General features: G+C 57.9%; 25 protein-coding genes and 1 pseudogene. 24 read left to right on the forward strand and 2 right to left on the reverse strand.

Annotation, left to right across the window (positions count from 1 at the left end):
• Positions 1-11 precede the first annotated feature (11 nt).
• The 10 genes from nifD to ACVIIV_RS14110 all read left to right on the forward strand — a co-directional run bounded on the left by nifD (position 12) and on the right by ACVIIV_RS14110 (position 10,319).
• A complete protein-coding gene (gene nifD / locus ACVIIV_RS14065; protein ID WP_456744717.1) occupies positions 12-1,514 on the forward strand; it encodes a nitrogenase molybdenum-iron protein alpha chain in 1,503 nt (500 codons plus the stop codon).
• A 66-nt stretch (positions 1,515-1,580) separates the two neighbouring features.
• On the forward strand, positions 1,581-3,137 hold the full coding sequence (nifK, locus tag ACVIIV_RS14070) for a nitrogenase molybdenum-iron protein subunit beta (protein ID WP_456744718.1): 1,557 nt from the start codon (positions 1,581-1,583) through the stop codon (positions 3,135-3,137).
• 96 nt (positions 3,138-3,233) lie between these two features.
• Complete coding sequence (gene nifE / locus ACVIIV_RS14075) at positions 3,234-4,880, forward strand: nitrogenase iron-molybdenum cofactor biosynthesis protein NifE (protein ID WP_456744719.1); 1,647 nt, start codon at positions 3,234-3,236, stop codon at positions 4,878-4,880.
• 9 nt (positions 4,881-4,889) lie between these two features.
• Entirely contained in the window at positions 4,890-6,299 is a 1,410-nt protein-coding gene (nifN, locus tag ACVIIV_RS14080) for a nitrogenase iron-molybdenum cofactor biosynthesis protein NifN (protein ID WP_456744720.1), read from the forward strand.
• Positions 6,296-6,691, forward strand: coding sequence for a nitrogen fixation protein NifX (nifX, locus tag ACVIIV_RS14085; RefSeq protein WP_456744721.1), 396 nt, complete (start codon positions 6,296-6,298; stop codon positions 6,689-6,691). The genes nifN and nifX overlap by 4 nt, the downstream gene beginning before the upstream one ends.
• Before the next feature lie 6 nt (positions 6,692-6,697).
• Positions 6,698-7,174, forward strand: coding sequence for a NifX-associated nitrogen fixation protein (locus tag ACVIIV_RS14090; RefSeq protein WP_456744722.1), 477 nt, complete (start codon positions 6,698-6,700; stop codon positions 7,172-7,174).
• Positions 7,171-7,371 (forward strand): CCE_0567 family metalloprotein, encoded by a 201-nt coding sequence (locus ACVIIV_RS14095; RefSeq protein WP_456744723.1) that lies wholly within the window; start codon positions 7,171-7,173, stop codon positions 7,369-7,371. The genes ACVIIV_RS14090 and ACVIIV_RS14095 overlap by 4 nt, the downstream gene beginning before the upstream one ends.
• Positions 7,372-7,382: 11 nt before the next feature.
• Positions 7,383-7,679: a ferredoxin III, nif-specific gene (fdxB, locus tag ACVIIV_RS14100; RefSeq protein ID WP_456744724.1), complete on the forward strand. Its 297-nt coding sequence runs from the start codon at positions 7,383-7,385 to the stop codon at positions 7,677-7,679.
• Positions 7,680-8,814: 1,135 nt separating this feature from the next.
• Complete coding sequence (locus tag ACVIIV_RS14105) at positions 8,815-9,438, forward strand: host specificity protein (protein WP_456744725.1); 624 nt, start codon at positions 8,815-8,817, stop codon at positions 9,436-9,438.
• 485 nt (positions 9,439-9,923) lie between these two features.
• Positions 9,924-10,319, forward strand: a complete 396-nt coding sequence (locus tag ACVIIV_RS14110) for a Rieske (2Fe-2S) protein (RefSeq protein WP_456744726.1) — start codon at positions 9,924-9,926, stop codon at positions 10,317-10,319.
• 9 nt (positions 10,320-10,328) lie between these two features.
• Here the strand turns inward: ACVIIV_RS14110 and ACVIIV_RS14115 are convergent, their stop codons facing one another.
• The gene (locus tag ACVIIV_RS14115; protein ID WP_456744727.1) at positions 10,329-10,919 is read right to left on the reverse strand and encodes a hypothetical protein; all 591 of its coding nucleotides are present in this window, start codon (positions 10,917-10,919) and stop codon (positions 10,329-10,331) included.
• Positions 10,920-11,191: 272 nt separating this feature from the next.
• On the opposite strand from ACVIIV_RS14115, the gene ACVIIV_RS14120 reads away from it, so the two are divergent.
• The 14 genes and pseudogenes from ACVIIV_RS14120 (at position 11,192) to ACVIIV_RS14185 (ending at position 21,783) form a co-directional block, all read left to right on the forward strand.
• Entirely contained in the window at positions 11,192-11,512 is a 321-nt protein-coding gene (locus ACVIIV_RS14120; RefSeq protein ID WP_456744728.1) for a HesB/IscA family protein, read from the forward strand.
• Positions 11,513-11,549: 37 nt separating this feature from the next.
• A complete protein-coding gene (locus ACVIIV_RS14125; protein ID WP_456744729.1) occupies positions 11,550-11,735 on the forward strand; it encodes a NifU family protein in 186 nt (61 codons plus the stop codon).
• A 101-nt stretch (positions 11,736-11,836) separates the two neighbouring features.
• Entirely contained in the window at positions 11,837-13,018 is a 1,182-nt protein-coding gene (gene nifS, locus ACVIIV_RS14130; RefSeq protein ID WP_456744730.1) for a cysteine desulfurase NifS, read from the forward strand.
• The gene (gene nifT, locus ACVIIV_RS14135; protein ID WP_018319613.1) at positions 13,015-13,239 is read left to right on the forward strand and encodes a putative nitrogen fixation protein NifT; all 225 of its coding nucleotides are present in this window, start codon (positions 13,015-13,017) and stop codon (positions 13,237-13,239) included. Before nifS ends, nifT begins: the two co-directional genes overlap by 4 nt.
• On the forward strand, positions 13,236-14,099 hold the full coding sequence (locus ACVIIV_RS14140) for an SIR2 family NAD-dependent protein deacylase (protein ID WP_456744731.1): 864 nt from the start codon (positions 13,236-13,238) through the stop codon (positions 14,097-14,099). Before nifT ends, ACVIIV_RS14140 begins: the two co-directional genes overlap by 4 nt.
• Positions 14,100-14,539: 440 nt before the next feature.
• Positions 14,540-16,003 (forward strand): nitrogenase cofactor biosynthesis protein NifB, encoded by a 1,464-nt coding sequence (nifB, locus tag ACVIIV_RS14145; RefSeq protein WP_456744732.1) that lies wholly within the window; start codon positions 14,540-14,542, stop codon positions 16,001-16,003.
• Between the two features lie 10 nt (positions 16,004-16,013).
• Entirely contained in the window at positions 16,014-16,238 is a 225-nt protein-coding gene (locus ACVIIV_RS14150; protein ID WP_091881697.1) for a 4Fe-4S binding protein, read from the forward strand.
• A gap of 359 nt (positions 16,239-16,597) precedes the next feature.
• Complete coding sequence (locus ACVIIV_RS14155) at positions 16,598-16,912, forward strand: nitrogen fixation protein NifZ (RefSeq protein WP_456744733.1); 315 nt, start codon at positions 16,598-16,600, stop codon at positions 16,910-16,912.
• Positions 16,909-17,147 (forward strand): annotated as a pseudogene (locus ACVIIV_RS14160) (nitrogen fixation protein NifZ). Before ACVIIV_RS14155 ends, ACVIIV_RS14160 begins: the two are co-directional and overlap by 4 nt.
• A gap of 15 nt (positions 17,148-17,162) precedes the next feature.
• Positions 17,163-17,522, forward strand: coding sequence for a DUF3024 domain-containing protein (locus ACVIIV_RS14165; protein WP_456744734.1), 360 nt, complete (start codon positions 17,163-17,165; stop codon positions 17,520-17,522).
• Between the two features lie 34 nt (positions 17,523-17,556).
• Complete coding sequence (locus tag ACVIIV_RS14170; protein ID WP_456744735.1) at positions 17,557-17,826, forward strand: DUF6129 family protein; 270 nt, start codon at positions 17,557-17,559, stop codon at positions 17,824-17,826.
• Between the two features lie 41 nt (positions 17,827-17,867).
• Positions 17,868-19,022 carry a DegT/DnrJ/EryC1/StrS family aminotransferase gene (locus ACVIIV_RS14175; RefSeq protein WP_456748723.1) on the forward strand — a complete coding sequence of 385 codons (1,155 nt, stop codon included), beginning with the start codon at positions 17,868-17,870 and terminating at the stop codon, positions 19,020-19,022.
• A gap of 585 nt (positions 19,023-19,607) precedes the next feature.
• Positions 19,608-20,081 carry a Rieske (2Fe-2S) protein gene (locus ACVIIV_RS14180; protein WP_456744736.1) on the forward strand — a complete coding sequence of 158 codons (474 nt, stop codon included), beginning with the start codon at positions 19,608-19,610 and terminating at the stop codon, positions 20,079-20,081.
• Between the two features lie 1,354 nt (positions 20,082-21,435).
• On the forward strand, positions 21,436-21,783 hold the full coding sequence (locus tag ACVIIV_RS14185; protein WP_456744737.1) for a (2Fe-2S) ferredoxin domain-containing protein: 348 nt from the start codon (positions 21,436-21,438) through the stop codon (positions 21,781-21,783).
• Positions 21,784-22,231: 448 nt separating this feature from the next.
• On the opposite strand, the gene ACVIIV_RS14190 is transcribed toward ACVIIV_RS14185, so the two are convergent.
• Complete coding sequence (locus tag ACVIIV_RS14190; protein ID WP_456744738.1) at positions 22,232-22,963, reverse strand: OmpW/AlkL family protein; 732 nt, start codon at positions 22,961-22,963, stop codon at positions 22,232-22,234.
• Positions 22,964-23,237: the final 274 nt, after the last annotated feature.

The following is a 23,237-nucleotide window of genomic DNA, read 5'->3' on the forward strand; positions in this document are numbered from 1 at the left end:
AAGGACATCAGATGAGTCTCGCCACGACCCAGAGCATCGCAGAAATCAGGGCTCGCAACAAAGAGCTGATCGAGGAGGTGCTGAAGGTCTATCCGGAGAAAACCGCGAAACGGCGTGCCAAGCACCTCAACGTTCACCAAGCCGGCAAGTCAGACTGTGGGGTGAAGTCCAACATCAAATCCATACCTGGCGTGATGACGATCAGAGGCTGCGCCTATGCAGGGTCAAAGGGGGTGGTCTGGGGCCCAATCAAGGACATGGTCCATATCAGCCATGGCCCGGTCGGCTGCGGTCAGTATTCGTGGGGCTCGCGACGCAACTATTACGTTGGCACGACGGGCATCGATAGCTTTGTGACCCTGCAGTTCACCTCCGACTTCCAGGAAAAGGATATCGTATTCGGTGGCGACAAAAAGCTGGTCAAAATTCTTGACGAAATCCAGGAGCTGTTTCCACTCAACAACGGCATCACGATCCAATCGGAATGTCCAATCGGGTTGATCGGGGACGACATCGAGGCCGTATCAAGAGCGAAATCCAAGGAATATGGCGGCAAGACCATCGTGCCGGTCCGTTGTGAGGGCTTTCGGGGCGTGTCGCAGTCACTAGGCCACCACATTGCGAACGACGCGGTGCGGGATTGGATTTTCGACCAGATCGAGCCCGACGGCAAACCAAAGTTCGAGCCGACGCCGTACGATGTTGCGATCATCGGAGACTACAATATCGGCGGCGACGCCTGGTCATCACGAATTCTGCTGGAGGAGATGGGCCTGCGGGTGATCGCGCAGTGGTCCGGCGACGGTTCACTGGCTGAGCTCGAGGCAACGCCGAAGGCAAAGCTCAACATTCTGCATTGCTATCGTTCCATGAACTACATCTCACGCCACATGGAAGAGAAGTTCGGTATCCCGTGGTGCGAGTACAACTTCTTCGGACCTTCAAAGATCGCAGAGTCGCTGCGCAAGATTGCGGGTTATTTCGACGACAAGATTAAGGAAGGCGCCGAGCGGGTGATCGAAAAGTACCAGCCGCTGGTGAACGCCGTGATCGCGAAATATCGCCCGCGCCTGGAGGGCAAGACGGTGATGTTGTACGTCGGCGGGCTCCGTCCGCGTCATGTGATTGGCGCATACGAGGACCTCGGGATGGAAGTCGTTGGCACCGGATACGAGTTCGGTCACAACGACGACTATCAGCGCACAGCTCAGCACTACGTAAAGGACAGCACGCTCATCTACGATGACGTCAATGGCTATGAGTTCGAGCGCTTCGTCGAAAAGCTCCAGCCTGACCTTGTCGGCTCGGGCATCAAGGAAAAATACGTTTTCCAAAAGATGGGTGTGCCGTTCCGGCAGATGCACTCCTGGGACTATTCGGGCCCATATCACGGCTATGACGGCTTTGCGATCTTTGCGCGCGACATGGACATGGCCGTCAACTCGCCGGTCTGGAAGAAAACGAAGGCCCCTTGGAAGGAGGCTTCGAGAGCCAAGCTCTTGGCTGCAGAATAAAGCAACTCATCTTGCTCTCTGCGAAAGCCGGGGCGATACCAATCTCTATAGTGAAGGACTTCAACAATGGCGCAGAGTGCCGAACACGTGCTCGATCATCTCGAACTGTTCCGCGGTCCAGAATACCAGCAGATGCTGGCCAAGAAGAAGATATTCGAGAATCCTCGCGATCCCGCCGAGGTCGAACGTATCAAGGAATGGACGAAAACGGCTGAATATCGGGAAAAGAACTTTGCGCGGGAGGCGCTAGCGGTAAATCCGGCCAAGGCCTGCCAGCCGCTTGGCGCCGTATTCGCCTCTGTTGGCTTTGAGGGCACGCTGCCCTTCGTCCACGGCTCGCAAGGCTGCGTGGCCTATTACCGCAGCCATCTTTCGCGGCACTTCAAGGAGCCTAGCTCCTGCGTCTCTTCGTCGATGACGGAAGACGCTGCCGTATTCGGCGGCCTGAACAACATGATCGACGGGCTCGCGAACAGCTACAACATGTACAGACCCAAGATGATTGCGGTCTCCACGACCTGCATGGCCGAGGTGATCGGCGATGACCTCAACGCCTTCATCAAGACGTCGAAAGAAAAAGGCTCGGTTCCGGCGGACTTCGACGTGCCGTTCGCCCACACGCCGGCGTTCGTCGGCAGCCACGTCACCGGTTATGACAATGCGCTCAAGGGCATTCTGGAGCATTTTTGGGACGGAAAGGCCGGAACAGCGCCGAAGCTGGAGCGCAAGCCGAACGGGGCGATCAACATCATTGGTGGCTTCGATGGCTATACCGTCGGAAACCTTCGCGAGATCAAGCGCATCTTGGCGTTGATGGGCATCGAGCACACGATTCTCGCCGATAATTCTGAAGTCTTCGATACCCCGACAGACGGCGAATTCCGGATGTATGACGGTGGTACGACGCTGGAAGATGCGGCCAACGCGGTTCACGCCAAGGCGACAATCTCCATGCAGCAGTGGTGCACCGAAAAAACGCTGCCATTCGTGGCTGAGCATGGCCAGGACGTCGTATCCTTCAACTACCCGGTGGGCTTATCCGCAACGGATGACTTTATCGTCGCGCTGTCACGCATCAGCGGCAAGGAGATTCCCGAGCAACTCGCACGAGAACGTGGCCGTTTGGTCGACGCCATCGCTGACTCCAGCGCGCATATCCATGGCAAGAAGTTCGCCATCTATGGCGATCCGGATCTTTGCTATGGGTTGGCTGCGTTTCTGCTCGAACTCGGCGCCGAACCGACCCATGTGCTGTCCACCAACGGCAACAAGGCGTGGCACGAAAAAATGCAGGCGCTGCTTGCAAGTTCGCCATTTGGGCAGGGCTGCCAAGCCTATCCGGGCCGAGACCTCTGGCACATGCGATCACTCCTGTTCACCGAGCCGGTCGATTTTCTGATTGGCAACACCTATGGCAAGTACCTGGAGCGCGATACTGGAACGCCACTGATCCGCATCGGCTTTCCGGTTTTTGATCGGCATCACCATCACCGCTCCCCCCTATGGGGCTATCAGGGCGGCCTGAATGTGCTGGTGAAGATGCTGGACAAGATCTTCGACGAGATCGACAAGAAGACCAACGTTCTTGGCAAAACTGACTACAGCTTCGACATCATTCGTTGATGAGCGACTGTGCGCGTGCCATCGCCCAAGCACTCGACGATGGCACAAGCACACGACGGTTGACCTTGCAATTGGTTTGCGCTGAGAGGAAAAAGGATGAGTTCACTAGCGGCCACGGTCCAGAATATTTTCGACGAGCCGGGCTGCGCCAAGAATGGCAGTAAGTCGGAGGCTGAACGCAAGAGGGGCTGCACCAAACAGCTGCAGCCGGGTAGCGCAGCCGGCGGCTGTGCTTTCGATGGCGCGAAAGTTGCGCTGCAGCCGTTCACCGACGTCGCTCACTTGGTGCATGGTCCGATCGCGTGCGAAGGTAATTCCTGGGACAATCGCGGCGCGGCGTCGTCCGGCGCGAATCTGTGGCGCACCGCATTCACAACCGATTTGAGCGAAACCGATATTGTATTCGGAGGCGAGAAGCGGCTCTGCAAAGCGATCAAGGAGATCATCGACAAGTGCGACCCGCCTGCCATCTTCGTTTATCAAACCTGCATCCCGGCGATGATCGGCGACGACATCAACGCAGTCTGTAAGGCAGCATCTCAAAGGTTTGCAAAGCCGGTGATCCCGATCAATTCCCCGGGCTTCGTCGGCTCGAAGAACCTCGGTAACAAGCTCGCCGGCGAGGCGTTGCTCGACTACGTGATCGGGACGCAAGAACCGGACTACACCACGCCGTACGATATCAACCTGATCGGGGAATACAACCTTTCCGGAGAGCTCTGGCAAGTGAAGCCACTGCTAGACGAGCTTGGAGTACGGATTCTCTCCTGCATCTCCGGCGATGGCAAATATCGCGAAGTCGCTTCATCCCATCGCGCGCGGGCGGCGATGTTGGTGTGCTCAAAGTCCATGATCAACGTCGCGCGCAAGATGGAGCAACGCTACGGGATCCCGTTCTTCGAGGGGTCATTCTACGGTATTCAAGATTCGAGCGAATCGCTGCGTCAGCTTGCCCGCTTGTTGGTTGAACGCGGCGCGCCGACAGATCTGCTCGGGCGCACCGAAGCGGTGATCGCGCGCGAGGAAGCGTGGGCCTGGGCTGCGATCGAGCCGTACAAGCCACGATTCGAAGGCAAGAAGGCCTTGTTGATTACCGGCGGCGTCAAGTCATGGTCGGTCGTTGCGGCACTCCAGGAAGCTGGGCTTGAGTTAGTCGGAACCAGCGTCAAGAAATCAACCAGGAAAGACAAGGAGCGCATCAAGGAGCTGATGGGGCAGGATGCCCACATGATCGAGGACATGACGCCGCGCGAAATGTACAAGATGTTGAAGGACGCAAAAGCGGACATCATGCTATCGGGCGGCAAGTCGCAGTTCGTCGCACTGAAAGCGGCAATGCCCTGGCTCGATATCAACCAGGAGCGTTGCCACGCCTATATGGGCTATGTCGGAATGGTCAAGCTGGTGGAGGAGATCGATAAGTCGCTCTCCAGTCCGATGTGGGAGCAGCTACGTCGACCGGCACCATGGGACGTATTGGCCAAGGCGATGGAGCAGATGCAATCGCCGGTGGCCGCGATCGCCTGCGATCCGGCGCTCGCCGAAGCCGCGCGCCGCCCGAGGAAGATCTGCGTGTGCAACACGGTCGATCTGGGCACGATCGAGGATGCAATCTACGCGCATGGCCTGAGGAGCGTCGCAGCGGTCAGAGAGCATACCAATGCGGTCGGTGGCTGCTGCCAAAGACGCATCGAAGATATCTTGGTGTCCGAGCCATCTGCCATGCGACAGGCCGCAGAATAGGGAGGCATCATGGCCATCGTCACGGCGCCGACAAAAGCCTGCGCTGTCAACCCGCTGAAGATGAGCCAGCCCATCGGCGGCGCATTCGCCTTCATGGGGCTGCGCGGGGCGATGCCGCTTCTGCACGGCTCCCAGGGGTGCACGTCCTTCGGGCTCACGCTCTTTGTCCGGCATTTCAAAGAGGCAGTACCGCTGCAGACCACCGCGATGAGCGAGGTCGCGACCGTACTCGGCGGCTATGAGAATCTCGAGCAGGCGATACTGAACATCTACAACCGTACCAAGCCAAAGATCATCGGAATCTGCTCGACCGGTGTCACCGAGACCAACGGCGACGATGTGGATGCCTACCTCAAGCTAATCCGGAGCAAGCATCCGCAACTCGCAAAGTTGCCACTGGTGTATGTCTCGACGCCTGATTTCAAGGGCGCGTTCCAGGATGGCTGGGAGAAGGCTGTGGCGCGCATTGTGGAGGTGCTGGTGGAAGGGCCCAACGCCAATGGCCTGCGGGATCCATCGAAGGTGAATGTTTTGCCGGGATGTCACCTCACGCCGGGCGACCTTGATGAACTCCGTGTCATACTGGAGGATTTCGGGTTGTGCCCGTCCTTCCTCCCTGACCTGGCGGGATCGCTCGACGGGCATATCCCCGATGAGTTTACGCCAACGACCATCGGCGGCATCGGCGTCGACGAAATTGCGAGCATGGGCCGCGCCGGGTGGACGATTGCAATCGGCGCGCAGATGCAGCGAGCGGCAGAGGTCATGCAGGTCAAGACCGGCGTGCCTTTTCGTGTCTTCGAGCGGCTGTGTGGTCTCTGTCCGAATGACGAATTCATGACGTTCTTGAGCGAGATCAGCGGCCGCCCGATACCATTGAAGTATCGACGCCAGCGCGGTCAGCTCGCCGATGCAATGCTGGACGCGCACTTCCATATTGGCGGTCGCAAAGTTGCGATCGGCGCTGAGCCAGACCTACTGTTCGATCTATCCGGCATGCTGCACGAGATGGGCGCGCAGGTGACCGCGGCCGTAACGACCACTCAGTCGGGGGTGATCGAGCGGATCAAGACCAAGGAGGTACTCATTGGCGATCTCGAGGATCTGGAAGGGTTTGCCAAAACAAGGAATTGCGACCTGCTGATCACGCATTCGCATGGCAGGCAAGCGGCGGCTCGGCTGAAAGTCCCGTTCTATCGTACGGGGTTTCCGATGTTCGACCGACTTGGCGCGGGACACCAACTATCCGTGGGCTATCGTGGTACCCGCAATCTGATCTTCGAAATCGCCAATCTCGTGATCGCGCACCGCGAGGAGAACGATCAGCCTACGCCCGATAGATGGCGGACTGCGGCCGGACTGCCACGATGCTCGCGGTATCGCAGCTCCACCGCCGCAGCTGAGAGGTCGATTGCATGAAGGTCGCGTTTGCCACTCAAGACATGAGATGCGTCGATGCCCATTTTGGTTGGGCAAAGAATATCGCAATCTACGATGTCACGCCTGGCGGGCACGTGTTTCTCAAAGCGATTGAGTTTGATGGCGATCTTAAGGAAGACGGCAACGACGACAAGTTGGCGCCGAAGATCGAGGCCATCAAGGATTGCGCAATCCTTTACGTCGCCGCCATTGGCGGTGCCGGGGCTGCGCGAGTGGTGGCCAACAAGATCCATCCTATCAAGGTGAATAAGCCAGAAAGCATTCTGGTGTTGCTCGAAAAACTCGAGCGCGTACTGAATGGCACGCCACCTCCGTGGCTACGCAAGGCCATGGCAAAAGACCGACGGCGTACGTTCGAGTTCGACGAATGAGGTGATATGACCGCAAAAATAGAGCAGCAGGGCAGCGCTGTCGACGCGCCGTTCCTCAAGGAGTTGATCAAGATTTGGCGTGCTCAGGATACCAACGGAGCCTGGAAGGCGAAGAGCGATCTTGACCTGCTCGAACACTATATCCTGGACAAGGAGAAACGGCGCGCATTGCCGATTATCGGTGATCCTGATCCCGATACGCTGTGGCGGCTTAAGCTGTTCTTCGATGCGGTCGCGCTCTCGATCGAGAGGGAGACTGGCGTGATGATCCAGCCGATTCTGGATCTGCATCATGAAGGCTTCGGCCGCATGGTGCTCATCTCAGGCCGGCTGATCGCCGTGAACAAGCAGCTGCGCGATGTGCATCGCTTCGGATTTCCTAATTTCGTAAAGCTCGCGCAGGCGGGCGACAAGTATGTCAGCGACGGAATTGACATGATTCGGAAATTTCCGGAGGTGGCGAGCAATTGTGGATACTCATGAACGATCGTGAAACACTGAAGGCGGAACTAAAGAAGCTGTCTGTCAAGGCGACACAAGCCAAGATGGATCTGCACGACCTTTCGGAAGAATTGCCCGTCAACTGGACCTCGATCATGGAGGTGGCGCAGAAGGCGTACCATGCTTATGCCGAACTTGAGCGCAAGAGCCTCGACTTGAAGGCGCTGGAAAATACTTAAAGGGACAATGCATGTCGTTTCAAACACGAGACGGACGCGACTGGACGCCACAATACTTGATCTCGATCGATGCCAAGAAGTGCATCGGATGTGGCCGCTGTTTCAAGGTGTGCGGCCGAGATGTCATGACGTTGAAAGGAATCAGCGAGGATGGCGAATTTGTCAACCTCGATGACGACGACGATGAGATCGAGAAGAAGATTATGGTTCTGACTGATCAAGGCGCCTGCATTGGCTGCGGTGCATGCGCCAGGGTTTGCCCGGCCAACTGCCAGACTCACACGTCAGCCGTACCTGAAGCGGCGTGAGCGAACACATTCGTCCTGTCGCGGCAGGCGAGATATAGGTGATGAAAGGTGCAATTTTGATCAGGTGAACTCATGGTGAGGACGGCGCGTGAGAAGGATCTCGATTAAACATCCAATAGCAAGATCGAGCGAGCTAAAGCGCAGGCATTGCCCGGTGATGGTTGGGCGCCGGCTATGTTATGCCGATACAATAGCCGTTGCTCACAAATCACTCGTCTCCAAGGTCCGCCTATTCGTAGAACGTGAGCCGCGCCTCCCGCAGCGCTAAGTGGATCGAAGTGCGTGTCATGATGGAGTCCGAAGAGCATAGTTCAAGGCAGGTAGCCACTACGTCGGGCGATTTGATCCGAGGGGATGCTGTGCATGTCTGCTTGCGATCAGGAGTAGCTTACTTGTCCGCCGTGCCGCCGATCGTGGACAATGATGTCTGCCTAGATGGTCGATTCTATTTAGAACGTGATGTGCCGGGAACACATTAGTTGGTCATTTTGCGCACGCCCGGTGGCGGACGACATTTCGCTGCCCAGTACGCAGGCGTTGCAATAGAGCACGTAGACATCGAGAGCACATCGCAAATCAACACGGATCACTTCGCACGCAGGTCTCTAATTGTCGTTGCGCGGGCACCTGGTCGGGCCGGGTACCCATCTGGTGATAGGAACTGCGAGTCATTGTCACTTGACGTCAATCTCTTTGACGGATCGGCAGCCGGCGATCTTACGTGCGATTCTACCCACAGATCGCGGCTTGTCGCAGCGACTATCTGTAACTCACGCGCAGAGAGCGTCGGGTAGTCACGCCGAAGCGCGCAGAGTTCTTTGGTCAGGTTGTGGTTAGCTAGGAATTTATCCTAGTCAGCAGAGCTTGCACGGCACGAGCTCAATTGCGTGCAACTTTGCCGATAGGAGAGCGCTCTCATGTATGGCAGAAGCGTTGGCCCATCTAGCCAGTTCACCATCGGTAACCAAACTGACGATTCGGCAGAAGCGGGAGATAGTCCCCGGTTTGCGGAAACAGTTGCAGGATGGAGCGAGGTGGGTCGTCATCCGAACCAGCGGCGTCATACTCTCTCGTTTCCGAACCGCCCATTAGAGAGATCGACCGGAAAACCTTCTTGGACGGAGTTGAGAGATTCTTGCGCAGTGATATCAGGCACATCGCCGATAACCCGGAAGAGTACTCCAAATTCGTGTTCGACAAGGCTGAGCGCGCAGCAACGGTTGCTGGCGGTTACGCCAACACCTACGACGATCCAGATAAGCCAGCACGATTTTACAGCTACCGGTTGGGCGACGAAATTGTCGGGCTTCTAAGAGCAGGAGGCCCGGCTGTGATTAAAGGAGACCATTTTCAGCAGCAGTTTGGGCGCAACGATATCACATCCGTCGTAGATCTGAGGGTGACTCACCCGCTTGTCGAGAATGCTGGCGATATCTTGCTAGAGTATCAACTGCGAGAGGACGGGGACCGTCCGCTGATCTTGTCACGGCCGGCCCTAGCGGGCATGGAACCTCGTCTAGCGGACATGGGTTTTGTTCACGTGGCTCGTAACCACTGGGCGCTTGATCCTCACCAGCGCCCCGACGTCTGGGCGAAGAACGAGAACGACGAGTGGCAGCGGGTAGGCAAGCCTACGAAGTATCTCTCCAAAGATGAGGGCAGTGATGTCGGTCCTCAGAGAAGCTACGAAACGGATTCGTCGGACGATGACCCTTCATTTTACTTGGAGCGCGCTCTTAGGGGGATGCACATGGAGTAAATTGACTGCAATAGCAGCAGCGGGCCTGAAATGACGGACATTTAACCGTTCTATCCCGGGCTCAACGGTCTTGCAAAGGGGCGCACGCTCGCTGCGTCGCCCCCGCCGGCTGAAACGTCAGTTCAACCTTTCTCCGAAGGCGCTTACGAAGATGCGGTGGGATGCGCGATCCGAGGGGGCGTAATGGGGCTCCCTACGGAGTGGCCATCAACGAGCAGCAACGACCAGCCACCGCAGGCAGCTATCCGGCAGATGGTGCAGAGGGCTTGGACCCGAAAGCTGCAGCTGCACGGCCTTCATGGAAACGGCAGCAAGGCCCAAATTATCGAACTGATTGGTCTGAATTATGCGTCGGGTAATTGGGTGAGCCAGCAATGGCTGGCTTGCGCGTTGGATTACCACAGACACTATCAGCCCGGCACTTGTACGGTTCTTGCAGGTTGATTGCACAGCGTGAAAGGCGTCTTGCAATAAATGGGTGATAAATGAAGCCAAATCCCATCTACGCAATCTGCAGCTTTAACGACATTCCGAGCCGCCAGGCCATGGGATTCCACCTCGTGGTCGTCGATGATCACGGCAATCACCGGCCGTGGTCCATCATTGTGGTGCGCTGGGGCAAAAAGGTGCTTGGCTACGCCAATAAATGCCCGCATAACGGCGTCAATTTGGACTGGGAGCGGAACGAATTCCTAGATCCATACGGTATCCGGCTGATGTGCGGCAAGCATGGTTCGACCTTCGAACTCGGCACCGGCCGGTGCGTCGAAGGTCCATGTCAAGGTAGAGCGCTCACGCCGATCGCGTTGGCAGTTCTGGATGGTGATATCTGCGTCGTTGGTGTGCATCTTGTCGAAGACGATGCATCGGCCAACAACTGAAGACCGCGCTCAGACCGGCCGGTTCTCGTTGCGGTTTTTCACGGGCTCCATCCTCTTTAGCCCGTCGTCGTACGAGATCTCCTCATAAGACAGGTCGAGATCCTTTGCGGCATCGAGGAGGTAATCAAGCTTGCCGCCCGGATCGAGCTTCTTGATTTCGTCCTTGTTGAGCCCGACCAGGTCCATCATCTCCTTCCAAACCGTGGATTCATCGCACGGTAGGACGTGGAAGCTAATGTCACCGAACTTCACTCGGTACTTCGCCAGTAAATCAATGTTGTTGCAGAATATGAAGTAGCTGCCGGTTGGGCTCAAGGCGCCATCAAGGACGGTCGCGACGTCAGCGAGATAGGCGAAGGAATGCAGGTAGCCGGCCAGCACCGGAATAGTGCGTTCGCCGTCCTGCGCGATCGTCAACACCTGCTCAATCGAATAGTCTGGCGGCCGTTTTTCGTCCGCGACCTGAGTCTGGAATTTTAGCGCCACGTCGCCGCGAAAGCCGAACCGGCCCGGCTTGGTAGTCCCGCCTTTGAGTACGGCATTGAGCAAGCGGCCCTCCTTCTCAAGTCTGCCGAGTGCGGTGTTCTCGATTGCAGTCATTAAACTCTTCCTCGATCTAAGCTCTTCACCGACGCCTTGGCCGGTGCCAGATCCGATGCAAATTGCTTGCCGTTGCATGAGTAGGGGCCTTCGCCGTAGCTTAGAACGAAAACGCGTCAGTGGCTGCGATCGCATCAAGGAGCCTTGTCGGGAACGCGACACCGGTTCCAAAGCCAACAGGCGCGATCCGAAAAGGTGCGCATCATCAAGCGTCTGCGCGCTGGCACGTGACTTGCCCTTGGTAGCTAAATCCAAGCTGATGAGGGAAAGCCGTGATCAACCTGACGGATAGCGCAGTGAATGCAATCAAGAGCGCGATTTCATCGTCGACGCACCCGACCGGCGGTCTGCGCGTCATGATCGAAGCAGGCGGCTGCAATGGATTCAAATACAAGATGGGTCTGGCCGAGGAAGCGAAGCCTGACGACACCGTGATCGAATGCGACGGGCTGAAGGTGTTCGTCGATAACAAGAGCCGTGAGCATCTGGTCGGTACGACCATCGACTTCGTGATGGCACTGGAGAGCTCTGGCTTTACGTTTCACAACCCGAACGCCACCGCGAACTGCTCATGCGGAAAATCGTTCAGCTGATGAAACAATTCAGCTGCTGAGGAGGAGACATCGAAGCATGCCGGCCGAACCAGGACAACTGAGGCAATCGTCGTCCACTGCGACAGACCGAGAGCGTCGCATTCGCGGCGCGGTCGAAGAGATCCGACCCAATCTGCAACGCGACGGTGGCGACTGTCACCTAACCGGGATCGATGGCAGCAGGATCATGGTCAGGCTGACCGATGCCCTGCACGTTGTGTAAGCTTTCGAGCGTGACGCTGAAAGGCATTCAGGCGCGGCTGGTCGATAAACTCGGCGAATTGGTTCGCCTGACCCCGTCGCTGCTGCAGGCGAGGTAGTGGATTGAGCGAAAATCGAGTGCCGATTTACCTCGATAACAATGCAACGACGCGGACCGACCCATCTGTCGTGCAAGCCATGTTGCCGTTCTTCACCGAGCAATTCGGCAATGCCTCGTCCACGCATGCCTTTGGCAGCGAGGTCGCAGTCGCTGTGAGGCAGGCGCGGCTTAGCTTGCGGGGCCTTCTAGGGAACGCATACGATCACGAAATCGTTTTCACCTCGGGAGGGACCGAGGCCAATAATGCCGCGGTCCTGTCTGCGCTTGCGACGCAGGAAGACCGCGACGAGATCGTCACCACCTCGGTTGAGCACTCCGCCATTCTTGCGCTAACTGAGCAATTGGCCTCAAGAGGAGTCAAAACGCACATTGTACCCGTAGATTCCCGCGGCCGGCTCGACGTCGAGGCGTTTCGCTGCGCGCTCGGGCCACGCACAGCGATTGCCTCGGTTATGTGGGCCAACAACGAGACCGGCACGATCTTTCCTGTTGAGTTTCTGGCCGGGTTGACCCGTGAGGCGGGCGCGCTGTTTCACACTGATGCGGTCCAGGCCATCGGTAAGGTGCGCGTGAACCTAAAGGACAGTGCCATCGACATGCTGTCGCTATCCGGGCACAAACTGCACGGCCCCAAGGGGATCGGGGCGCTTTATTTGCGCACAGGGACAAAATTCCGGCCGCTGATCTGCGGCGGATCACAGGAACGAGGGCGCCGCGGCGGGACTGAGAATATTCCCGGCATTGTCGGCCTGGGAAAGGCCGCCGAGCTTGCGACGGAGCGGCTCGAACTGGAGCGCATTCGCATTGGCGCGTTGCGCGACCGCCTTGAGCAGGGAATTTTGCACAATGGCGAGTGCGTTGCGCTCGGCGATATCAGCAATCGATTAGCGAACACGGCCAATATTGCCTTCGATCATCTCGAAGGCGAAGCCATCGCTCACCATCTCAATCGGGCGGGCATCGCCGTGTCGATCGGATCAGCCTGCAACTCCGGCTCAATGCAGTCATCGCATGTTCTGCGTGCCATGCAGGTGCCGGCGTGGCGGATACGCGGCGCGGTGCGCTTTTCTCTGTCGCGTGAAACCGCCTTCGCGGAGGTCGATGAGGTCGTGTGCGCAGTGTCTGACATCGTGGCTCGCCTGCGCGCCACCTCCCGCGTCACAGTCAGGGAGTTGACCTCGTGAAAATCATGATCCGCCGGTCTCCGGACGCGGGCCTGTCGATCTACGTGCCAAAAAAGGATCTCGAAGAGCCAATCGTGGAATCCGAGTACGAGACGCTATGGGGCGGCTGGATCAAAGTAGCTAATGGCTGGGTGCTCGATTTGCCCGAGATGGCGAGCGACACACGGTTACCGATCACAATCAACGCTAAAAAACGGGGCGAGAACGGGGACGATCCGTGAAGGCGCCCCCGCAGATCGACTTCGTCGATGCGGCCGATGCAAAGGCCACGCTCGTGGACATCGCTGCCGGCCTGAGGGCCGCGAGCATTGTTCCCTATCTCGGTCCTGGCCTTGCCGAATTGTGCAGATCCGATGTTCCGACCACACCAGAGGCGTTGGCCGGCTTCTTCGCCAGCAAGGTTGCGCTGCCGCGGCGGGCTAGGGGCAATGCGTGGGCGTCGGCGCAGCATATCGAGATCAGCAAACATCGGTCCGCCGTGACGGCATTGATGACGCAGGACTTCGCTCGGCCAATCGAGCCGACGCGGTTGCACCATCATCTTGCGTCCTTGTCGCTGCCCGTCATAGTAGACGCTTGGTATGATGCCGCCATGCGCGCGGCGCTGGGTAAGCGCGATGGATGGGGCGAAGTGCAGGGTATCACCCGCGTCGGCATTGGGGAGAACCGCTGGTATCGCTTTTACGATTCAGTTGGCCAAGAGGTCGACAGTGCCGTGGCCGGCAGCTGGGCGACGGTGCTGTACAAGCCGCATGGCAGCGTGCAGCCGGCCAACAACTTCCTTATCTCCGACGCTGACTATGTCGAGGCGTTGACCGAAATCGACATTCAGACACCAATTCCGGACATCATCAAGGAAAGGCGAACCGGACAGACCTTTCTCTTCATCGGCTGTCGCTTCAACGACCAGCTGTTGCGTAGCTATGCGCGGCAGATCATCAAGCGCTCGGCCGACACCCACTATGCGATCGTTGATCCGGACGCGCTCTCTCGCAACGAACTCCGCTTCCTACTCGAGCAAGGCCTGACACCGCTTGCGATTGGGCTCCCTTGGGCGGTTGAGATACTGCTGACCCATTAGTGGCCTTGTGAAGCCCGGATCCCCCAGCTCGTATCGGCATATTGCGAGAGCCGCAACGCGAGAAAACCCGTTCAGATGGAGCCGGGTTCCGGCGAGCTTAGTGCGAGAATGAATGCGCAAGCCATGGAGCTCTGCGTGAGAATGACGACGTATCTGTCGCATCGTCAACAAGCGCATCATTGCTGTTCTTAGATGCGCCAGAGACGATCGTTTCCGCTAACGCGTTGGCGTATGGCTGCAATTTCATCATATCCGCCATGGCATGCAAGTTGCTACCCGGCTTCTTGAGGTTCGCCCACGGATGGTCCTGGGTGGCCGATGATGCCTGCAGGGAAAGATGAAAATGAACGCGGTCGTCGAACGCGGAAAATATGCCAAAGCTGCAGTGGATAGCGGCAAGATGATGCAGCCCGCCCGCCGAGCTTAAGGGCTGTCGCGCTTTGGCCAAGACCGGGCAGGCGAGCTGCGGCTCGCAGGCAGGCCAAGGCGATCTGCCGACCGAAATCTGGGAAAAGGTCAAGAACCATCCATGCTACAGCGAAGAAGCGCATCATCATTACGCCCGCATGCATGTCGCGGTCGCGCCTGCCTGCAACATCCAGTGCAATTACTGCAACCGAAAATACGACTGCACCAATGAATCGCGTCCGGGCGTGGTGAGCGAGAAGCTCACGCCTGAGCAGGCAGTAAGAAAAGTGCTCGCGGTAGCGACCACCATTCCCCAGATGACGGTGCTTGGCATCGCTGGTCCCGGCGATCCCCTGGCCAATCCAGCAAAGACGTTCAAGACGTTCGAGCTGGTCGCCAAGGCGGCTCCCGACATCAAGCTGTGTCTGTCAACCAACGGACTGGCTCTGCCGGACTATATTGATACCATCGCCAGGTCCAAAATTGACCACGTCACCATCACCATCAACATGGTCGATCCCGAAATCGGCGCCAAGATCTATCCGTGGATCTTCTTCAACCACAAGCGCTACACCGGCCTCGACGCGGCAAGGATACTCACCGATCGCCAGCTGCAAGGCCTCGAGATGCTTAGCGAACGGGGTATCCTGTGCAAGGTCAACTCGGTGATGATCCCAAACATCAACGACGACCACCTGGTCGAGGTCAACAAGGCGGTGAAGTCGCGTGGTGCCTTCCTTCACAATATCATGCCTCTGATCTCCGCGCCCGAGCACGGCACAGTATTTGGCCTCAACGGTCAGCGCGGACCGACGGCGCAGGAATTGAAGTCGCTGCAAGATGCTTGTGAAGGGGAGATAAAAATGATGCGGCATTGCCGCCAGTGCCGCGCCGATGCGGTCGGTCTGCTCGGGGAGGATCGCAGCGCAGAGTTCACCACCGATCAGGTCATGAAAATGGATGTCCAATATGACTTAGAGATGCGCAAGACATATCAGGACAGGGTAGAGGATGAGCGTGCCGCCAAAATCGCGGCTGGCCAAAAGGAGCTTGCGGAATTTGCCGGAGAGATGAGCGCGATCACTGTTCTGGTGGCCGTCGCGACCAAAGGCTCGGGATTGATCAACGAGCACTTTGGGCATGCAAAGGAGTTCCAAGTGTACGAACTTTCTACATCCGGCGCCAAATTCGTCGGCCACCGCCGCGTGGACGTTTACTGCCAGGGCGGTTATGGCGAGGAGGATAGGCTTTCTGCCGTCATGCGTGGCATCCATGACTGCCATGCGGTCTTCGTGTCCAAGATCGGCGGCTGCCCGAAAAGCAATCTGATCAAGGCGGGGATCGAGCCGGTCGATCAATACGCCCATGAGTTCATTGAGAAGTCGGCGATTGCCTGGTTCAGATCCTATCTGGACAAGGTGAAACGCGGGGAGATCCAGCACGCGCAGCGCGGCGACGCCGCGATCCGGCAAGGATCTCTGATCTCTGCAGCGTAAGGGGGAATATGTGCCATTCAAGATCATCGCCTCGCAGTGTACGAGCTGCTCAGCCTGCGAACCCTTATGCCCGAACGTTGCCATCTCGGAGAAGGGGGGCAGCTTTGTCATTGAGGCGGCAAAATGCACTGAATGTGTTGGCTATTTCGACGAGCCGCAATGTGTCGCCGCCTGTCCGGTCGACAATACCTGCGTGGTTGACACGTCCTTGCCTCGCTACCAGGCGCCAGCCTAGAGCGTGAACCCTCATGAACGGCATGCCAAGAGCTGGTGCTGAAAACGTCGCAAGCTTCGTGCTGCGCGTTGTCGGAGGCGCAGGCGCCGACGTTCGGTCCTCCATCACGGACGACGACTGCGCTGGATTGCCCTGCGATCGTGCTGTTGCTGGTCGGCAGCACGGCCCTGGCGAGCATTTCATTCCGCGTGGCGGTCCAAAGGCGCTTCGCGACGTCGAGAGCGGCCTTCCAGGCCGGCGCTGCCATCGTCGATGTGACTGAATGCAGCGCGAGCACGAAGTGATACAGGATCTCGCCTGCGGTGGGCCAGGCGGCGTCCCTGCATCTCTACGAGAGAGCGATGCATGAGGAGCGGTACATGAACAGCATCGTTCGCGACAGCGACGTCGTCGAGCTCAGCGAGCCGCCTTTCTTCAGCTTTGGCCAAAAGCTGCGAGCCAATCGCACCATCCGCAATGATGGTACCTATCGCGGCAAGGAGATTGGCGACGTTTTGGTCAAGAAGGGAGAGGTGGGTTACGTCGTCTCGATCGGCACGTTCCTGCAGCAATTCTACATCTACGGCGTCGAGTTTCTGGAAAGCGGCTACCGCGTTGGCATGAAGCGCAAGGAACTAGAGCCGGTGGACGCCTGCGAGGAGATCGATGATCTGCCATTGCCGGAGGAGTCATGACCCAGCCCGGCTTTCCGAAATATCGGCGGGGCCAGCGGGTCAAAACCGCAGTGGACCTCATCAACGACAGCTCATTCCCCAATAGGAACCCGAGGGAGTCTTGCTCGCCGCCGGAGCGACCGGCGAGATCATCAACGTCGCTATCCATACAGAAGCGAACCTGCCGATCTATATTGTCGATTTTGGTGAGCAGCTGCTCATCGGCTGTCTTGAAGAAGAAATCACAGTGCCTTGAATGGAGGCTTTCGCTATGAATGCCGCGCTGATGAGAAAGGTAAAGGCCGGGCTGGTGCCTCACCCCAACGAGCTCGATCGCAGACGGATAGAGCGCGGCTTGAGTTCGCGCAAGCGATACCTCTACGTCTCGCCGAACGTGACGCCGGTAAGGGGCGGCTACCTCGTCGAGAGCCCCTGTTGTTCGCGCAACATCGACAAGGATGGTGCTCTCATCGATGTCGCGCTGATTCTTTATGATGCCGTGAGCGGGATCTGGAAGCTGTTTCGCAAGAACCACGCGCGAGGAATCTGGGAATTTTACAGCCTTTACCATCGGTTGACGTCTGCAATCGACGAATTGAACGCGGACCCGGAGCGTCTGTTCTGGCAATGACGAACCACCTTCGGCGAGTCATAGAGGAGCCACGATGGCGCTCACCGCGGAGGAATTGATCCAAATCGAGCGGCTGCTTGCAGCCGATGGCGCCGAGATGCGTCTGTTCGTCGAGCTGCGGCGCCGCTTTCCGCAGCTTTCTTGGGTGCGCTGTGATGCGTCGGATGTAGCGGATCAGCCGTTCCGGCAGTTTCCGCGTTTCGACCTGCACCTGATCGATGGATCGGATCATTGCGTGCAGATTACGGCCGATCTGACGCGGGCGACCGGCATCGTATTGGCCAAAAGGAATGTTGGGCGGTGAGCACTGAACTAGCAGAATATCGGGTTGATGGCGCGCACACTGTGGAGGAGAATACATCATTCATTCCATTGTCCGATCCCGATATCACTTTCGCCGAACTCTCTGCCGTGGAAACGCTGCTGTGTTCGCCGCAAATGTCAAACGGGCGGATCACTGAGGCGTTTGAGCACGCTTTCGCCGCCTATCTTGGCCGCAAACATGCTGTTGCAGTCTCGAGTGGTACCATCGGGCTCCTGCTTGCGCTGAAGGCGCTCGGAATCGGCCCGAGGCAGGAGGTTATCGTCTCGCCCTACTCCTTTCGTGAGACCGCGCATGCCATCAGTCTCGCAGGCGCACGAGCGGTATTTGCCGATATCGACTATTGGTCCGGAGCGTTGATCCCAGCGAAGGTCGAAGAGCGCATCACGGCCAACACGCGGGCGATTGTCGCCGGCAATCCCAACGGTCATCCCGCGCCATGGTCGGACCTGCGCGTAGTCGCGCAGCGCCATCAGCTGCTGCTTTTGGAGGACTCCACCGAGGCGATCGGGTCGAGCTACAAGGGTGAGCTCGTCGGCCGGTTTGGTGACCTCGCGGTGTTCGACTTTGCCCAGCCGGCGGCCCTGACCTGTGGCGAAGGCGCAATGGTGGTGACCGACGATATCGACATCGCGGTCGGCTTGCGTCGCCATCGCCTCCATCGTCTGGACGAGCGCTCCTCAGTCGTGGTCGGTAGCACGCCACCTTACCAGGCCGGCATGAGCGATCTCACGGCTGCCTTGGGCCTGGCGCAGCTTAGGCGTCTCGATGAAATCCTGGAGCGGCGTCGGTTGGTCGAGCAGCTTTACAACGCGCATATGCAATCATTTGAGGGCATCAAGCCTCCTTATGTTGGGCCCCATGTGACCGAGGTGAACTGGTTGCTTTATCTCGTTCATCTGGGAACACGATTCACGCGATCGGGGCGCGACGCCATTATCGATGATCTGCGCGGCGCAGGGATTGAATCCGCTGCCTATAGCCAAGCGCTGCACTTGCAACGCCACTACTTTGACTTCGGCTATCGGCGTGGCGATTTCCTGGTTGCGGAAAGAATAGCCGATCGCGCTCTGGCGCTTCCGTTTCACACCCATCTCACGAACCAGCAGATCGAGTTTATCGTCGAGACCATGAAAGATGCGTCGATCAACGTGGGAGCGGGTGCGGCGATTTACTGAGGTGCTCGTCATCCACGACACGGAAGAACGAGGATTGAATTGCGATGATCGTAGTTTTCGTCGTCGCGGGAGATGAGCAAGAGACCGAGGATACGTCGTTTGTGACGGCGTTGCCGGGCGCACATCGTGATCCAAACAAATGCGGGAGCGCGCCGGATGCCGCTGGAGGCATGTACTCGTCTGGGAAGGCCGCAAGAGAAAATGCTCCAAGCGAGTCCGAAGAAGACCTGCTCGATAATAGAGAAGGCGCCGCGTCCAAGGCGCGGCTTGAGACCCACGCGCCAAGGTGCCCGAAACCGAGCACATCACAGTCGAGATCGTCGTTTTCCGCTCGGGATGTTTAGAGCTACCAAAACAGGGAATCGGTATGAACTCGCAAGAAGTTATCATTCACGTCCGCTTCGGTCCGAACGGGAGGGTGATCCAAATCAGCGACCGTCCGGCGAAGTTCACGCCGAACCAATGGTTTGATGTCCTCAACGCCCGTGCCAGCTCGGCTTATCGGCCGCTCGCTCGTGGCCGTGGGATTTTTCGGTTGAGCCGGACTGCGATCGAAGCCTTCAAGCAGGAAACTGCGAGGCCGCGATGAGCGAACCGGAAATCGGCAACCTGATGAGCGATCGGATCGAGGTTTTTGCCGTCTGTCCGGCCGATGCCATCGAGCGGAGTGGGGCCATGGGCTTTAGTCTGTCGCGGATAGACGATAGGGGCGAGAGCCGGCCGTTTCCAATTATTGTGGTGCGCACCTTCGGCAACGACTATTTTGGTTACGTCAATCGTTGTCCGCATGAGAGCGTCTGGCTCAACATCGGCTCCGGTGCGTTTTTCTCGGCGGACCGCTCCTTTCTCAGATGCGGCCGGCACGGTGCGAGATTCGAGATCGACACTGGGATGTGCATCGACGGCCCCTGCGATGGACAATCGCTTGAGCCGGTAGCGCTCGCCGTGATCGAAGGTGACGTCTGCCTGTGCGGCGTCAAGCTGATAGAGGACGATCGGTTTGCCGACCCGTTCGGGGAGAGCGACGAAACCATGGATATCACGATCCAACCGGACTAACGCGCCTATCGCTTTGCTGTGCTCAACCTGCCTACGGCGCTTTGCCGTCGGATGAGGCCGTCGTACTCGTGAGCGCGGGCAGCCCGCCGGATTGCGGCCTTGCACTCCGCGACCTCCGCCGCACCAAGAAGCTGCTCTTGCGCTAGCTCGCCAAATCGAGCCGGTAGGCAGGACATGCTTCCTACTACCGGCGATATATTCGAGCGGGAAATGCCCCCGGCGGCTGGAGTTCGCCGAGGGCATCGTCTGGGAGACCCAGACTGACAGGACCGTTTGGCCAGGAGGAATGACGATCCTGTGTCAGAAGTCTTTGGCCGGCCGGCGCAGCTGGCGTTATTGGCTGCTGCAACGGCCATGCCAAACCTCCGTTCGTGCGACGCCCTTAGCAAATGGCGCCACTATCGTCAGCTAGGACCGGTTAGGAGCAAATGCATTAATGAGACCGTACTCGTCGTTCCGCATTTGCGGCTGCAAGCGCCTGTTGACGTGTATCGTGCGAGGTGTGGGGCCAATCTGGGACCGCTGTGTTGCCGGTTTAACTTGCTGCCAATGGGGATTGCGGCTGGCTTGGTCTGCAGCCTCAATGGTGGCTCGGCGATCATCCCTGCCTCGTTGAGCTCTCGCGACAGGCGCTATCTGTGAGGCAAACGATAGATGGGCAGCGGCGGAACGCAGCGTCCAGCTTCAGGGCGAAAAGATGCTGTGGACTCGCGCCGGACTATGCGGCCAGCCGATCACGCCATGGCAGAACAGAGCGCTCGATTCTCCGCGCGATCATCGAGAATGAAGGCTCTTCGATAGGCGGCACGAGGGTCATGAAGATCGCTGCTCATTCCAAGATGTGATAGCGCAAGAGCTGGGCAAAATAGCCGAGATTCTCGGTTATTCTGCGTACGAACTGCAGAAGGGTGAAGCGGGAGGTCAAACGCTATGCGAGGTTTGTCGTGTCCGAAACAGAAGCGAACGAAATTGTCGCAACCTCGGCAAGAAGTGTAAGTCGCGCCGGGCAAAGCAAGGGATCATTGCAGAAACAAACGTTACGCATCTGGTGTGCAACTTGCTTTGGAGAAGTTGGATGGTGAGCAAGTGATGCGCGAGTAAAAATGATCACGATGACGGCAGAAGAGGTTGGAATTGATCAAGGAGGCGGCTCCGGACGCGAAGGTATCTATCGCTGATCTTCAGCGACGACAATCACGATGGCGCCCGCTCATTTCGCCTGCTTTCGCAAGCGCGAGTGGGAATCAGTAGCATCAATTGGTCGATGCGGCGTTCAATCGTAAGAAATTGCGGGGGCGATGTGCTCGCACCTTGTCTCTTTTCAGATGAAGCGCATTGATCACAGGATAGGCGCATGAACTCAGAAACCGAATTCGAGCTTCCTCAACTTTATAGGCATCATGTCTTTGCCTGCAACACGCAGCGTCCGCCAACTCATCCGCACGGCAGCTGCGGCGCCTCCGGCGCGCAAGCCCTGTGGGATCGAATGGCCAAGGCGATCGAAGCTCAAGGCCTCAACGATATTGGCTTCACGATGGCAGGCTGCCTTGGCTTTTGCAACTCTGGTCCCTTGATGGTCGTCTATCCCGACGGAGTGTGGTATCGTGCGACCACGCCTGAGGACGTTGACGAAGTCGTAAACTCCCACCTCAAGCAGGGCAAACGTGTCGACCGCCTCGTGATGGTGCTAAAGCGAAGCTAGAGGCTTCGCCTAGCGGCCACTTGCCCGGGCTAGCAAGCATGGACGGCTTGTCCGTCCATGAGCTGGCCGCTCGGAGGTCGGATCGTCTGAGGTTGAGCGGAGGCTTCACGCTCCGGGTCTGCGAACAGCAGGTCATTGACCTTGGCGCGGCGTGCTGCCTTTTTTCTCCGGCCCAATAGGCAAATGGCGTCCTGGCAACGCGCGACGAAACGAGTATATGATCATATGCTGGGTCGACCTGTTTTTGTATCGTCACTCCATGCCGCGCGATCCGTAGCTCACAGCGAGAGCAATGCTGCGAAGCGCTCCCCGTGTCTTGCGAAATGACGCGCCCTTGACGCGTCATCTCGCTCCTTGCTTGCACTATGGTGAGGTTAGGGGACAAGCTCGATGAGCGCGCCGCGTCCGGTTAATCAAACCGATTCCCCTTTTTGGTCCTGTTCTAGCGTCAGAACTTGTAGGTGACGCCGCCGCTGACGAGCCATGGGTTGATATTGGCGCGCCCGGTGACGGCAATCGCATTGTTTACGGTCGCGGAGTACTCCGGCCGCAGCCACAGCTTCTTCACGTCAAAGTTGAGGCCCCAGTGACGATTAAGCATATAATCGAAGCCGAATTGGACCGCCGCGCCGAATTTGTTGCTGATGCGCAAATCCGTCACGGCAAGGCCGGCGAGCGACGTATTCGCTGCCGATTGGTTGAAGAATGCGGTGTAGTTGATGCCCGCACCAATATAGGGCTTGAGCGGGCCGAAATCGGTGAAGTGATATTGCAGGGTCAGCGTTGGCGGCAACAGCCAGGCTTTGCCGATATCGAGCCCAGTGAGCGCGCCAGTGCCGCTGATGTGGTGGCTGGTCACGCCAAGGATGAGTTCAGCGGCAACGTTTCTTGTGAAGAAATAGGTGATGTCGAGCTCGGGTATGACTTGATCGCTGATCGAAAGCCCAGAACTTGGTGAGGACAGTGGGGGCGCCCCGGCAACGGTGACCGAGCTGCCTGCGGTATCCGGCAAAACGCCGAGCACGCGCAGGCGGATCATCCATGGATTGAAGGGTTCGATTGGAGGTGCTTTATAGTAGACCGGCGCCGGACTCAGATCCGCAGCCCGTACCGAGATGCTGGCTAACGAGGCCGCTAGCGCGAGGAGCGATGCCCTCGTCAGAACTGTCCTTGTTCTCATCGAATTCTCCATTCCAAAGTTCGCGCGAGGAGCCGCGCTAGATCTCTGTCACACATGGGGAATGGCGGAGGATTTGATACCGATCAAAATGGGAGCGGCCGTAGCGCAATTATGCCGCTAAGTTGCATAAGGATCACTGCCGCGAAGCGTGATGGTCTGTTCTGATCGTTATTCAATTCAAGAGAGCCGAATCTCTTCAAGAAACTACCTCTCGGCTTGGTGCTCTGATCCAATCCAGGCCGCGGTGGTCGTGCGTGATAAAGGCGGCAACGGC

The sequence above is a fragment of the Bradyrhizobium sp. USDA 4354 genome, assembly GCF_054060315.1.